General features: G+C 30.9%; 12 protein-coding genes. 8 read left to right on the top strand and 4 right to left on the bottom strand.

Annotated features, from left to right (window positions below; translation table 11 throughout):
- Window positions 1–13 precede the first annotated feature (13 nt).
- Complete coding sequence (locus JOC70_RS11895) at window positions 14–1,594, bottom strand: ClC family H(+)/Cl(-) exchange transporter (protein ID WP_204599102.1); 1,581 nt, start codon at window positions 1,592–1,594, stop codon at window positions 14–16.
- A gap of 228 nt (window positions 1,595–1,822) precedes the next feature.
- Here JOC70_RS11895 and JOC70_RS11890 point away from each other — a divergent pair, with 228 nt between their 5' ends.
- The 5 genes from JOC70_RS11890 to JOC70_RS11870 all read left to right on the top strand — a co-directional run bounded on the left by JOC70_RS11890 (window position 1,823) and on the right by JOC70_RS11870 (window position 7,227).
- On the top strand, window positions 1,823–3,259 hold the full coding sequence (locus JOC70_RS11890; protein WP_204599101.1) for a glycosyltransferase family 4 protein: 1,437 nt from the start codon (window positions 1,823–1,825) through the stop codon (window positions 3,257–3,259).
- Between the two features lie 114 nt (window positions 3,260–3,373).
- Entirely contained in the window at window positions 3,374–4,066 is a 693-nt protein-coding gene (locus JOC70_RS11885; RefSeq protein WP_204599100.1) for a response regulator transcription factor, read from the top strand.
- A gap of 5 nt (window positions 4,067–4,071) precedes the next feature.
- Complete coding sequence (locus JOC70_RS11880; RefSeq protein WP_204599229.1) at window positions 4,072–5,508, top strand: sensor histidine kinase; 1,437 nt, start codon at window positions 4,072–4,074, stop codon at window positions 5,506–5,508.
- Between the two features lie 6 nt (window positions 5,509–5,514).
- Window positions 5,515–6,951: a hypothetical protein gene (locus tag JOC70_RS11875; protein WP_204599099.1), complete on the top strand. Its 1,437-nt coding sequence runs from the start codon at window positions 5,515–5,517 to the stop codon at window positions 6,949–6,951.
- A gap of 63 nt (window positions 6,952–7,014) precedes the next feature.
- Window positions 7,015–7,227, top strand: coding sequence for a zinc ribbon domain-containing protein (locus JOC70_RS11870; protein ID WP_204599098.1), 213 nt, complete (start codon window positions 7,015–7,017; stop codon window positions 7,225–7,227).
- A 109-nt stretch (window positions 7,228–7,336) separates the two neighbouring features.
- Here the strand turns inward: JOC70_RS11870 and JOC70_RS11865 are convergent, their stop codons facing one another.
- From JOC70_RS11865 to JOC70_RS11855, 3 genes are all read right to left on the bottom strand, one after another.
- Window positions 7,337–7,792 (bottom strand): GNAT family N-acetyltransferase, encoded by a 456-nt coding sequence (locus tag JOC70_RS11865; RefSeq protein ID WP_204599097.1) that lies wholly within the window; start codon window positions 7,790–7,792, stop codon window positions 7,337–7,339.
- Window positions 7,793–7,889: 97 nt separating this feature from the next.
- The gene (locus JOC70_RS11860; protein WP_204599096.1) at window positions 7,890–8,354 is read right to left on the bottom strand and encodes a YbaK/EbsC family protein; all 465 of its coding nucleotides are present in this window, start codon (window positions 8,352–8,354) and stop codon (window positions 7,890–7,892) included.
- Between the two features lie 4 nt (window positions 8,355–8,358).
- Window positions 8,359–8,544 (bottom strand): hypothetical protein, encoded by a 186-nt coding sequence (locus tag JOC70_RS11855; protein ID WP_204599095.1) that lies wholly within the window; start codon window positions 8,542–8,544, stop codon window positions 8,359–8,361.
- A gap of 198 nt (window positions 8,545–8,742) precedes the next feature.
- On the opposite strand from JOC70_RS11855, the gene JOC70_RS11850 reads away from it, so the two are divergent.
- The 3 genes from JOC70_RS11850 (at window position 8,743) to JOC70_RS11840 (ending at window position 13,845) form a co-directional block, all read left to right on the top strand.
- Window positions 8,743–11,109 (top strand): ATP-dependent DNA helicase, encoded by a 2,367-nt coding sequence (locus JOC70_RS11850; RefSeq protein WP_204599094.1) that lies wholly within the window; start codon window positions 8,743–8,745, stop codon window positions 11,107–11,109.
- A gap of 102 nt (window positions 11,110–11,211) precedes the next feature.
- The gene (locus tag JOC70_RS11845; RefSeq protein WP_204599093.1) at window positions 11,212–13,152 is read left to right on the top strand and encodes an NAD(P)/FAD-dependent oxidoreductase; all 1,941 of its coding nucleotides are present in this window, start codon (window positions 11,212–11,214) and stop codon (window positions 13,150–13,152) included.
- A gap of 327 nt (window positions 13,153–13,479) precedes the next feature.
- Window positions 13,480–13,845, top strand: a complete 366-nt coding sequence (locus JOC70_RS11840; protein WP_204599092.1) for a hypothetical protein — start codon at window positions 13,480–13,482, stop codon at window positions 13,843–13,845.
- The last annotated feature ends 25 nt before the right edge of the window (window positions 13,846–13,870 follow it).

Below are 13,870 nucleotides of genomic sequence, written 5' to 3'. Positions count from 1 at the left end.
ATTATATTATATCTTATATACTAGGATGTCCACTTATTTTTAATAATTCTTCGTTAGTTAATGCTGCTTTACTTTCATTTACTAGTACAAGTAAATAATCCCCTGAATGTATTGTAGTGGATCCATTTGGGATAATTTCTTTTTCACCACGTCTGATTCCGACGAGCAAGCAATCCGATGGTAAATCTAAATCTTTGATTTCTTTTCCATCCATCTCACAGTCTAAACAAACAGGTACTTCTAAGATTAACTTATCTTTACTATCTCCTACAGCATGATAATTCTCATTATTTTTAAGTAATCTATCCAATAGTGATTCATATATAGGTTCTGATTTTAATAAATCAGCTACTAAATAGGCAACTATAGATATAACACTTAAAGATAGCAGATGAGAAAACGAACCAGTCATTTCTGTAATCAATATGCTTCCTGTAATAGGAGCTCGTACAATAGCAGTAAAATACCCTGCCATAGCAAGTATTATGAAATTACTAACAAACTCAGAATTAAACCCAAAGAAATTTACTAATATATTTCCATAAATGGCACCAGTTAAAGCCCCTAAGACTAATAGTGGAAAGAATATTCCACCAGGAGCCCCTGAACCATAACTTATCATTGAAAATACAAACTTTCCTAGTAGAATAATAAATAACATTTTCATTGAAAAACTGCCGTGAATTAATGACTCTATAATTGGGTGACCACCACCTAGAACCTCAGGAAGAATTAAAGCAAGTACTCCTGCAACTAAGAAAGGAATCATAGGTCTAAATTTTACAGAAAGCCATTTTTGTTTTGTATAAATGTTTTGAGATTTTAATAAAGTATAATTATATATAACCCCAAAAACCCCTACGATAACTCCGAGAAGTATAATATATCCATAACTTTTGAGAGGCATTGGTACAATATTTTCAAAGTTAAAAACAGGTTTTAATCCAAAAAAGTACTTTGAAATAAAATCTGCAGTTAAAGATGCTGACATTGAAGATAATAATATTAAGGGAGAAAAATGTTTATGAACTTCTTCAAGTGAAAACATTACTCCAGCTAAGGGAGCATTAAATGCAGCAGCTAGTCCAGCACTAGCACCACTAGTGATTAAATATTTTTCTTCGATTTTAATTCTCCTAAAAACCCTGCTAACTCCTTGTCCTATAGCAGCTCCAAGTTGTATGGAAGGACCTTCACGTCCTAAGGATAAACCAGCTCCTATTGATATAACTCCGCCTATAAATTTTTTAATAACTACAGGTAACCAATTCATACTAAGCTTTCTCATTAATATACCTTCTACTTGAGGTATACCGCTTCCACTTATCATTGGTTCGCTTTTTATAAGTGTTCCAACAAAGTAGGCAGAAATTATTAGAAATATAAACCATATAGCTATAAGTTTAATATTTCCATTGAAATTTAAGATAAGCTTTTGTCTAAGTTCTTCAGCTTTTTCCAGTGTAATTCTATAAAGTACAATTAAAAATCCTGAAAAAATACCGACAAAGATTCCTTCAAGCATAAGCTTAAGTCTAAAGCTTTGAAAATGGGATAAAGTTGAGTAGGTATCATTTTTAGTACAGTTTTGCATATATTTTAGCCTCCTATTCTATAAAACTTTAAATAATCCCTTCTTTAGTATAGAACTATAGGGTAAAATAATCAAATTTATGGATGATTTTATTAAATTAATAAACAAAAGCTTCAAGAAAAATTATGAAAAATTAAATATAAACGTTGAAATAATGCTGGTAAAATTCTATAATTTTATTATGGTTTATTTTCTAAATATTTACTGTATAGGATGGGAGTGGCAAAAATGAGAATATTAATGTTAAGCTGGGAGTACCCACCTAATAACATAGGGGGATTATCAAAGCATGTATATAATTTGAGTCAAGAACTTAGCAAATTAAAACATGAGGTTCATGTTATAACCTGCGAAGAATATACATCGGCATTACATGAAAAAGACAATGGTGTATGGGTTCATAGGGTTACCCCTTATAATATTGACACCACAGATTTTGCAAAGTGGGTAATGCATTTTAATTTTGCAATAATTGAAGAAGCTACCAGACTTATTAGGGAAGTTGGGAGATTTGATATAATACATGCTCATGATTGGCTTTCAACATATGCTGCAAAAGCTTTGAAATGGTCATTTAACAATCCCCTTGTATGTACCATGCATGCTACAGAACAAGGAAGAAATAATGGCATAAAAACAGAAATGCAACGATATATATCAAATGTGGAATGGCTTTTAACTTATGAGTCATGGAAAACCATAGTATGTAATGAAAATATGAAAAACGAATTAGTAGAAATGTTCAAAACTCCTGAGGAAAATATATGGATAATACCAAATGGAATAAGTACGGAAAAGTTTAATATGCCATTTGATGAGGAACTATTTAGAAGCAAATATGCATCATCTGAGGAAAAGATTATATTATTTTTAGGAAAACATTCTTATCAAAAGGGAATTCATCTTTTAATAGAGGCTATTCCAGAAGTGGTCTCTTCATATTCTAAAGTTAAATTTTTAATAGTAGGAAAAGGACCTATGACAGAAGAACTCCAGGATAGAATAAGGTGCATGAATTTAGAGCACAAAGTTATTTTTACTGGATATTTAGAAGAAGAAGAAAAGATTAAACTTTATAGAGTATCAGATATAGCGGTAGTTCCATCTATATATGAGCATTTTGGTACAACAGCATTAGAGGCAATGGCAGCTAATTGTGCCGTTCTAGCTTCTGACATAGGTGGACTTAGTGAAATAGTGGAGCATAAACAAAACGGATTAAAGTTTATTTGTGGAGTTAGAGAAAGTTTAAGAGACAATTTGGTAGAGCTTTTAAATGATGAAAATCTAATAGAAAAGTTTAAGAAAAGTGGGAAGAAAGAAGTAGATAAGAGATATTCATGGTGCAATAGTGCTAAAATCACAGAACAGCTTTATAAAACTGTAATAAGCGAAGTTGAAGGAAGCATCTGGGCAAGCTGGCCGGAAGATGAAGAAAGAAAAAAGTTACAAGAAAAACTAAAAAAAGAAAAGGAAAAAGTACGAGAACTTAAAAAGAAACTTCAAGAATTACAGGAGGTAAAAGTAGATAAATCTACAGAATACGATACTTCTAAAGCTTACAAAACTGAAAAGGCGAAAAAAGTTTCCAAAACATCACGAAAAAAGAAAATAGCAGCTAAAGATATAGTTAAGGAAGAAACAGAAAAAGTAGTTAGTACTTAATGATTATTTTTATAGAAAACTCATAAAAGTCAGCTCAGGCTGACTTTTTAAGTTAAATGAAATACTTGAACAATGAAGAGGATAAGGTTAATATTTTAAGGTAGAGGTGAAGTTATGAAGAATAAAGCAATTATAATTGAGGATGAAGATAATATTAGAGGATTTATAAGAGTGAATTTTCAAAGAGATAACTTTACGGTATTGGAGGCTACTTCAGCGGAAGAAGGAATGAGAATAATCAACTTAGAAAAACCAGACATAGTTTTATTAGATGTAATGCTTCCAGGTATGAATGGTTTCAATGCTTGTGAGTTAATAAGAAAGGAGTTCCCACACATAGGCATAATTATACTTACAGCAAGAGGACAGGATACGGATAAAATAAAGGGATTAGAATTTGGAGCTGATGATTATATAGTAAAGCCCTTTAATCCTATTGAACTTTTATTAAGAACTAAAGCAATATTAAGACGTATGAAAGAAATAAAAAAGGATGATAATAAGCAAATACTTAATAATGGTCCTTTTAAGATAGATACCTATTCCCAAATAGTATATAAGGATGACGTTGAATTATACTTAACACCTAAAGAATATATACTTATGAAAATATTTATTAAAAGCCCAGGTAAAGCATTTACCAGAGATGAACTTTTAGATTTAGTTTGGGGATATGAGTTTATTGGTGATACAAAAATTGTCGATGTTAATATTAGAAGGCTGAGGACAAAAATTGAGGATTCTTCATCTAGTCCAATGTATATTGAAACTGTATGGGGAACGGGGTATCGTTGGAGAAAGGAATAAGGAACATGGAGGGGAAAGAAAATAAAGAAGAACAATTTAAGAGTATAAAAAGGAGAATGCTTGTTAATTTTATGCTTGTAATATTTATAAGTGTAATTGCATTTGAAGCTTTATTAATTGGGTTTACACGATACTATTTCTATAATAATGCAGAAGGTATTTTAACTAATCAAATAAAACTATCAGCTGATTTTTATAAGAGATATTTTTCAAATACCTCTCTTCAAGATAACATAATAGATAATGTAGATATATTTTGGAAGCAAACCACAGCTCAAGTTGAAATTATTGATTTAAATGGAAAAACCTTAATGAATTCAACTGGTGCTATACCAGATAAAAACATAGATGGTTTTGGCTTTGAAGCAGCATTAAAAGGGGGAAAGGGGAAGTGGATAGGGAAACCCAGTTATGATAGGCCAAGGATTATGGCTATTTCATACCCCTTAATGTCTAATAATAATATTGTAGGTGTATTAAGATTTACAACTTCGCTAGAGGAAATAGATAAAACTATAAATATGATTAACTTTATATTTTTGTTTATAGGTTTAACTGTAATAATAATTGGCAGTATTGTAAGTATATTTTTATCCTATAGTATAATTCATCCAGTTAAGGAGCTTAAGAAGGCCGCTGAGGAAATGGCAAATGGCAATTTAAATATACGTGTAAAAGAGATGAGAAATGATGAACTTGGCAGGCTTGGGAAAACTTTTAATTATATGGCAGATGAGATTCAAAAACGAGAGATCATAAAAAATGAGTTTATATCTTCTGTATCTCATGAATTAAGAACTCCACTTACAGCTATTAAGGGATGGGCAATAACACTAAATAGTGATGGAGGTTCAGATAAGGAGATTCTTACTGATGGTTTAAAAATAATTGAAAACGAAAGTGAGAGATTAACTGCAATGGTGGAGGAACTTTTGGATTTTTCCAAGTTTATTTCAGGAAGAATTTCGCTTCATAAAGAATTGGTGAGAATTGAAGATACTATAGAATATATAGAAAAATATATGAAACCTAGAGCAGAAAGAGAAAATATTAACTTTCAGGTTAAGCTTAAAGAAGGGTTGCCTTTAGTAGAAGTTGATTTAAGTAGAATTAAGCAGGTGCTAATTAACCTACTTGATAATTCATTCAAGTTTACTTGTATTGGAGGAAATGTTTCTTTAGAAGTACTACATCAAGAAAAATATATAATTTTCTTAGTGAAAGATACTGGGTGTGGTATTAGCGAGGAAGATCTTCCTAGAGTTAAAGATAAGTTTTATAAAGGGAAAAATAGTAAAGCTCAAAATGGATTAGGATTATCTATTTGTGATGAGATAATAAGTATGCATAATGGAGAGTTAATCATAGAAAGCGAGCTGGGAGCAGGAACTACGGTTTTAGTTAAAATACCAGTTGTAATTAATAATAAAATTAGGAGATAGAAAAAAATGAAGTTTGCAAAAGTTGCTATAGTATTAATATCAATATTTCTGCACGGATGTAGCCAAATTGATATTAATGTAGAGAATAAAATTACACCTCCTAAATACTCAGAATTACATGTTAAAGGTGTTTGGAAGATTGAAAAATATAAGTCTTTAAATAATGAAATGGATAAAGAAGGATTTAAAAATTACATAGATAAAATAGTAATTATCGATGAAAATATTACTGCTGTTGATAAGGAAATTTGTTTAAATCCCCAGTATAAGATTAAAAGTGTGTCATCTAACAACTTTTTTGAATATAGACATAATATAGATCATGAAATTATTGGAATAAAAGGAGAAAATATAGATATAATTTCTGCATCAGATAGCAAACAGCTTTTTTATGATTTTATTAAAATAAGTGATAATCAGCTGGCTTTATATAAAGACCAGAGGTTACTATTAATGAATAAGATATCAGATGATACTGATAAATATATAGACAAACTTAATTTTAACAATACTAACAAGAAGCTGGAGAATCAGTCTAAAGAAGATAAATTATTGAGATCTGGAGTGCTTTTGGGATTGAGTTCTAGTAATTTAAATAATAGCAAATCCAAGTATAAAACATTATGGATTTCATCTCGTAATAGAAAATTGCAAAATACAATAGAGCTTTCTCAGATTTTAGTTCCTAGAAAAAGTGGCTTTTGGGAAGTTGGCGTAAATAAAGAAACCAATAACGGGAAACTTATGCAAAAGCTATATGCACATCCAGTTATAGAATTTATTAAAGAAGGCTCTTTACCAAATTATACAAATACTCTTCAAGAATATCTAAAAAGAAATATTACTTTTATAGGCAACGATTATATATGTACAGAAATTGAGGAAAATGGACAGCTGCAGGTTCTACCTATTGATAATATTTCCATGGCAAAGGGAGTTAATATTTCAGATTTAATGTCAGAAGAGATTAATAATACGCTAACTCGCTCAGTTAATGTTTTTCTTGCTTCGAAGAATGAAGCTGATGAATTAGAAAAGCAAATGCGCAAAGATAATTTTACATTGGCAAGAGGAAATGGACATTGGACGCTTAAGGGAAGGTTAAATTATATTTCTTCTAGTGATAATAAAAATTTTGAAGATTTTATCATATATGGAGTTCCGCCATCAACACTTATTAATTATGATGAATTATATGTGCCTTGGAGTGAAGTAAAAGCAGAAGTCCCTGAAGCTGTTGATGTTTTTACTTCGCCTAATAAGGAGATTGCTTTGATAGTTAGTAAGAACTATATATATATATATTCTATCGTAAATGAACAATTGTCAGAGGAGCCTATAGGAAAAGTGAAAATTGATGAAAATGATTCTGTTATAATGGCTGAATGGGCTACTGGTGATTATGTTGAAAAGTGGAATAAAATTATAATGAATATTAAATAGAGGTATATGTTTGTTTTAAAAGAATTATATTTAAAGTATAATGTAATTATGAGGAGGGATAAAATGCAAAAGAAACAGTATGTTTGTCCGAAATGTGGTAACAACCAATATGAAGCTGACCAATTTCAAGCAACTGGAGGAAATCTAGCAAAATTATTTGATGTGCAAAATAAGAAATTTACTACTATCAGTTGTAAAAGATGTGGATATACAGAATTGTACAAATCACAGTCATCTGCTGGATGGAATGTTTTAGATTTTCTTATGGGAGGCTAAAATAATCTAGTGAGATATAGTGCTTAACTTTTTAAATATTTAGAAGGTGATTCCTATTAATGCAGAAATCATCTTCTAAATATTTAATGTACTTTTTATGAAAATAATTTTATTGAAATATTTTCTCAAACTCTATTAAATAAATCCCTTTACTAATTTCAATATCTTTTACTTTCTGATAGCCATTTTTTAAATATAAGTTGACAGCAGGCAGATTTTCTTTACCAGTACATACAACGACTTTATTTATGATATCTTCAATTTTTTCTATAAAGCTTATCATTTTTTCACCAATTCCTCTTTTAAAAAAGCATGGATGTACAGCAACTCTATGTATGTCTAAAATATTTTCATTAATCTTATAAGAAATTATTCCTGCTAAGATATCATTTATAAAATAACCATAAAAAATTTCATCACATTTAGTTAAACTATCAAGGGTGTCTTTTAAAGGAGGAATTTCATAAAAATCTATAAGTTCTGCCTCGATTTTGTATGAGGCTATTTGTAATTGTAATACAGATTCTGCTATTTTCATATTGGTTAGGTCAAGTTTTTTAAGCATATAAGAACCTCCTTATCTATGAAATATAACTAAGACGTATAAAGAAATATTATCGCATACTTTTAAAGTAGTAAACGTCAACCAAAGTGGATGACGTTTATTTTCGGACTCTTAATATAAGACCGTTATTTATATTTTGCAGTTCTTTAGTTGATATTTTAACTAATGAATACGGGGAGCCGCCGCCAGTATATATAAACTCTTTTTCTATTACTTTAGGATCTATTATAAAGATAGCCTTATATCCAAATGAAGGAACACCTCCACAGGGAAAGCCTGTTTTTTCAAGAATCTCATTTTCATTTGCAGTTCTTGGTGTATCTATATTTAAAACTTTACCAACTCTTGAAGTACTTGCCCTATTTTCACCTTTTACAATTGCTACAATTAAGTTATTGTTGTTATCTATCATACATATGTTTTTAACAAAATGATCTGGGGAAGTGCCAGCAGCCTTTGCTGCTTCTTCCACAGAATGACAGGATTCATTAAATAATAACTGCTCTGCTTGTATATTGTTCTCAATTATATAGTTTTTAAGTTTTTCTTCATATCCTCTCATATTTTCATCCTCCTTTATGTTTCTTGTGTATCACACCTTGTTTTTTTAATCTTTCCAATAAAAGCATAAAAAGTTTTCCAAACCCCAAGTGTTTACCTACGTAGTTTGCCACTGTCATATAAACTTTTGTAATTACTATATATATAAATAAAATAGCTAAGAAATTTAATATATATTGAATATAATCCATAATTTCTCCTTATCAACAACTGAATAATCAGATCTATAACTAATACAAGTATATATTAATAGTATATACCAATTATGCTTGTAGTTCCAATATTTTAAATTGGTTGAATAATTCAATTGATATCTAAGTTTTTAATACTAATATGATATAATTATTTATAAAAACCAAGTAAAAATATCTACTTGAAGGATTGATTTTATGAGTAATAATAAAGAAATAAGGATTTCAGTTAGAAATTTAGTTGAATTTATCCTGCGTTCTGGTGACTTGAATGCAGGATTCACAGGAAGCGGAAGAGCAATAGAAGGTACTAAAATTCATCAAAGAATACAAAGGTCTAAGGGCAAAGAATATTCCCCAGAAGTGTTTCTGAAATACACCTTTGATTATAGAGATATAACAATGACACTAGAAGGTAGAGCAGATGGAATAATAAATGTAAATGGAGAAATTACAATTGATGAAATAAAAAGTACTACCATGCCCTTAGAGGATATAGATGAAGAATATAATCCTTTGCACTTTGCTCAGGCAAAATGTTATGCCTACATATATGCGAAGCAGCAGAAATTACAATATATAAATGTGCAATTAACCTATGCAAGTGTTGATACAGAAGAAACAAAAGAAATAGCTGAAACTTATACCATTGAAGAACTTGAAGAGTTTTTTTATGAAATTATAGATAAATACTTTATGTGGGCAGACTTTAATAAAAAGTGGCTTGATGAAAGAGATGAAAGTATAGGAACTGTAAATTTTCCTTTTAAAAATTATAGAAAAGGGCAAAGAGAAATGGCAGTTTCTGTTTATGGAACTATAAGAGATGGAAAGAACATATTTATAAATGCACCTACAGGTATAGGTAAAACTATGTCTACTATTTTCCCAACGGTTAAGGCTATGAGGGAGGGGTTAACCTCTAAGATTTTTTATTTAACAGCTAAAACTATAACCTCCACTGTAGCACTAGAAGCATTTAATAAAATGGTAGAACAAGGCCTTAAACTTAAAGTTGTATTTATAACTGCAAAGGAAAAGCTTTGTTTTTGCAAGGATTCTAGCTGTAATCCAGAGCAGTGTGAATATGCAAAGGGACATTATAACAGGATAAATCAAGCACTAATGGATGTATTGAAAAACGAAAATATAATTACAAGAGAGTCTCTAGTCAAATATGCTGAAGAATACAAAGTGTGTCCCTTTGAATTTGCATTGGATTTAACACTGTGGGCAGATTGCGTTGTGTGTGATTATAATTATGTGTTTGACCCTAGAGTTTATCTTAAAAGATTTTTTGATACAGGAAAAACTGATTATGTATTTTTAATAGATGAAGCTCATAATTTAGTGGATAGAGGGAGAGAGATGTATTCTGCTGAGTTATATAAAAGCAAGTTTAATAAGGGTAAGGAGTTAATTAAAAAGGGTACCAGTAAAATATATAAAGCTTTAGCCAGTATAAATAGAGAAATATTACAGCTTGGAGAGGAGTGTGATGAAAACGGATATTATCTTCAAGAGGAGGAGCCAGATGAAATGTATCCTTACCTAAGGAGTTTCATAAAAGAGGGTGAAGAATGGCTTAAAGAAAATGAAAATAGGGAAGGCTATGATGAGGTTTTAGATTTGTATTTTGAGGTTATGGCTTTCTTAAGGATAAGTGAATATTATAGAAAAGGTTTTGTGACTTATGTGGAAAAGTCAAAGGATGGAGATGTAAAACTAAAGCTATTTTGCTTGGATCCATCAACCTTACTTAAGGATTCTTTAAGCATGGGTCGAGCAGGTGTCTTATTTTCTGCGACACTTACTCCTATGGATTATTTTAAGGAAGTATTAGGAGGAAGTGAAGGGGATTATCAAATGAGGCTTGAATCTCCTTTTAACAAGGAAAATAGGACAATAATGGTTAGCTCAAATATATCTACTAAATATAAAGTTAGAGAAAAAAGCTATGAAAAAATAGCAGATTATATAAATACTTTTATATCAGGAAAGATAGGAAACTATATGGTGTTTTTCCCATCCTATACTTATATGCAAAATGTAAAAGAGGTATTTGAAGAAAAGTACAGTGAAATAAACACCACAGCTCAAAGCACGGATATGAACGAAGAAGATAGAGAAGAGTTTTTACTTGAGTTTAAAGAAGATGCAGAGGAAACACTAGTTGGATTTGCAGTACTTGGAGGTATATTTTCAGAAGGGGTAGACCTTAAAGGAGATAGGCTACTCGGAGCAGTTATAGTTGGAGTAGGGCTTCCTCAAATATGCTTTGAACGAGATATAATAATGGATTATTTTAATGAGGAAAACGGTAAGGGATACGATTATTCTTATACCTATCCAGGAATGAATAAAGTACTTCAAGCAGCAGGAAGAGTTATTCGTTCAGAAGAAGACAAAGGGCTTATACTTTTAATCGATGAAAGATTTGTAACTTCAAGTTATCAAAGGTTGTTTCCACAGGAATGGTTTCCGTATACGAGGGTAATAGATTACAACTTATCACAAACAATTAAAGGGTTTTGGAAAAGTATAGATAAGAAATATTATTATTAAAATAAAAAACATTTCTTAATTTAATAGAGTAAATATTAAGATGTATTCATTAAATAGAGATTTTAAATTTATAGTGTTGAGTTAACTAGGGAGGAATTGAACATGAAGTACGAATATTTATTTAAAGAAGGAAACATAGGTAAACTTAAATTAAAGAATAGAGTTATAATGCCGGCAATGGGGACTATGCTTGCCTCAGCAGATGGAGAAATAACAGACCACCAAATTGCATATTTTGAAGAAAGAGCAAAAGGCGGAGTTGGACTTATAATAACTGAGGTTACTTCTGTGGAATACTTGCTAGGTAAGGCTGGCTCTTGCCACCCAAGGGTAGATGATAATAAATTCATACCAATGCTTCAAAGATTAGCAGATACTTTGCATAAATACGATACAAAGGTGTTTATGCAGCTTCATCATGCAGGTGGAGTAGGAAATTCTATGCTTACAGGCGGAAAACAAGTAGTTGCTCCAAGTGCTGTAGCAAGTAAGATTACAGGAGAAACTCCAAGAGCTTTAACTATAGAAGAAATAAAGGATTTAATAAATAGATTTGTAACAGGTGCTTTAAGATGTAAAATGGCGGGAATTGATGGAGTGGAGCTTCATGGTGCCCATGGATATTTAATATGTCAATTTTTAAGTCCATTTACAAACAGAAGAACTGATGAGTACGGTGGAAGTTTTGAAAATAGAATGAGATTTGCAGAAGAAATTGTTAAAGGAATAAAAAAGACCTGTGGAGAAAACTATCCTGTAACCATAAGACTTAGCATAGATGAGTTTATGGAAGGAGGAATAACTGAAGAAGAGGGACTTAAAATAGCAAAGTACATGGAAAGTATAGGTGTAGATGCTATAAATGCCAGTTGTGGTAATTATGAAAGCCTGCCAACAGTTATGGAGCCAATAACCTATGAACAAGGGTGGAGAGTTTATTTAGCAGAGGAAGTAAAGAAGGTTGTAAATATACCTGTTATAGCAGTAGGGGTTATAAGAGAGCCAGAGTTTGCAGAAAGTGTATTAAAAGAAGGTAAAGCTGATTTTGTAGCCATAGGAAGAAGCCATATTACAGATGCTGATTGGTGCAATAAAGCGCAGGAAGGAAGAGGGAATGATATAAGAAAGTGTATATCTTGCCTTCATTGTGTGGATAGTGCTTTTGTAGGGCATCACATGGAATGTGCTATAAATGCTAGAGCAGGACGTGAATTAGAATTCAAAAACCTAGAAAAATCAGGAGATGGGAGAAAAGTTGCTGTAATTGGTGGAGGTCCTGGAGGACTTGAAGCTGCAAGAATTTTGGCAGAAAGAAACTTTAAGGTGGTTTTATTTGAAAAGGACAGTGAACTTGGCGGACAAATAAAATATGGTCATAAGCCAGAGGGAAAGGAAAAACTTCATTGGCTTATAGATTATCAAAGAAATGAGCTCGAAAACTTAGGGATAGAGATAAGGTTAAATACAGAAGTAAAATTAGAAAATGTAAAGGCTGAAAATCCTTATGCTGTAATTGTAGCAACTGGTGCAATACCTTTCATGCCTAATATAGAAGGAATAGATAGGGAAAATGTATATACTTCAGAAGATGTATTAAGTGGAAAGGTTACCTTTGAAGGAGAAGCTGTAGCTGTAATTGGCGGAGGAATGACCGGAAGTGAAACAGCTGAGTTTATAGCAAATCAAGGGAATGCAGTTTATCTTATAGAAATGCTTTCAGAAATAGGTACTGGTAGTGGGCTTATTAATAAGATTGATTTAATGCAGCATTTATTTGTAGCAAATGTAGAAATACTTACAAATTATAAATTAAATAGTATAGTTGGAAAGTCTATTAAGCTTCAAAGTTTAAAAGAAAATAGAGAAGTTGAATTAGATATAGATAAGGTTGTAATATCCATAGGAGTTAAATCAGATAATGAATTGTATGAAAAAATGAAAAATAATTTTAATAAGGTATATCTAATAGGTGATGCGGTGGCTCCAAGAAAAATAGCGGATGCAGTAAGAGAGGGATTTGAGAAGGCATATATTCTTAAATAATATCTAATATTTAACATATATTGGTTATTGTTTTTGTAGAAAGTCCATTATATTTTTAGTATTGTAATATATAGAGCCGTAACAGGAAGAAATAAGATTATTACATAACTTGATTATATCTATTTGATATTTAAAATATAAATTATTATGTTTAAAAGGCAATAATGAAGCCTTAAAGTTTTGGAATTACATCCTACATTATACTTTAAAGTTATTGAAATCAATATGCCCCATAATGTTTCATCATATATTGAGGATTAAAGGAGAGAATATATTTTGTACTGAAAAATAAAGTACAAAATATGAATTTTGAAAGGGGAAATAAAAATGGATAATAACTTTATTGAAGAAACTAAAAGATTAAATGAGCAATCAAGACAAAATAAAGGTAAACCAGGATATGCTGCAACTAGTATGACCAATAGTATGAACAGTGGAATGACAAGTAGTACAACTAGCAATTTTTCAAATAGTACTTCCCAGTCTGCAATAGAAGAAGCAAGACAACTAAATCAGCAGTCAAGGCAGAACAGTGGAGCACAAGGATATGCTCAGTATAATATGAATAACAGCGCAATTGGAAGCTTTTCAAGCAATGCTACAGGGAACTTTACAAATAGCACTTCTGATCCTGCAATACAAGAAACTAAAAAACTAAATGAGCAGTCAAGACAAAACAAGGGAATGCAGTAAGGGAAGAATAATTAACAATTAAGGT

Source organism: Clostridium pascui (assembly GCF_016908015.1).
Classification (GTDB): Bacteria; Bacillota; Clostridia; order Clostridiales; family Clostridiaceae; genus Clostridium_AK; species Clostridium_AK pascui.
This window is presented reverse-complemented; position numbering and strand designations above follow the sequence as displayed.

Coding starts and splice junctions, on each gene's coding strand:
- JOC70_RS11895 (WP_204599102.1), bottom strand. CDS start 1,594: ATGCAAAACTGTACTAAAAATGATACCTACTCAACTTTATCCCATTTT.
- JOC70_RS11890 (WP_204599101.1), top strand. CDS start 1,823: ATGAGAATATTAATGTTAAGCTGGGAGTACCCACCTAATAACATAGGG.
- JOC70_RS11885 (WP_204599100.1), top strand. CDS start 3,374: ATGAAGAATAAAGCAATTATAATTGAGGATGAAGATAATATTAGAGGA.
- JOC70_RS11880 (WP_204599229.1), top strand. CDS start 4,072: ATGGAGGGGAAAGAAAATAAAGAAGAACAATTTAAGAGTATAAAAAGG.
- JOC70_RS11875 (WP_204599099.1), top strand. CDS start 5,515: ATGAAGTTTGCAAAAGTTGCTATAGTATTAATATCAATATTTCTGCAC.
- JOC70_RS11870 (WP_204599098.1), top strand. CDS start 7,015: ATGCAAAAGAAACAGTATGTTTGTCCGAAATGTGGTAACAACCAATAT.
- JOC70_RS11865 (WP_204599097.1), bottom strand. CDS start 7,792: ATGCTTAAAAAACTTGACCTAACCAATATGAAAATAGCAGAATCTGTA.
- JOC70_RS11860 (WP_204599096.1), bottom strand. CDS start 8,354: ATGAGAGGATATGAAGAAAAACTTAAAAACTATATAATTGAGAACAAT.
- JOC70_RS11855 (WP_204599095.1), bottom strand. CDS start 8,544: ATGGATTATATTCAATATATATTAAATTTCTTAGCTATTTTATTTATA.
- JOC70_RS11850 (WP_204599094.1), top strand. CDS start 8,743: ATGAGTAATAATAAAGAAATAAGGATTTCAGTTAGAAATTTAGTTGAA.
- JOC70_RS11845 (WP_204599093.1), top strand. CDS start 11,212: ATGAAGTACGAATATTTATTTAAAGAAGGAAACATAGGTAAACTTAAA.
- JOC70_RS11840 (WP_204599092.1), top strand. CDS start 13,480: ATGGATAATAACTTTATTGAAGAAACTAAAAGATTAAATGAGCAATCA.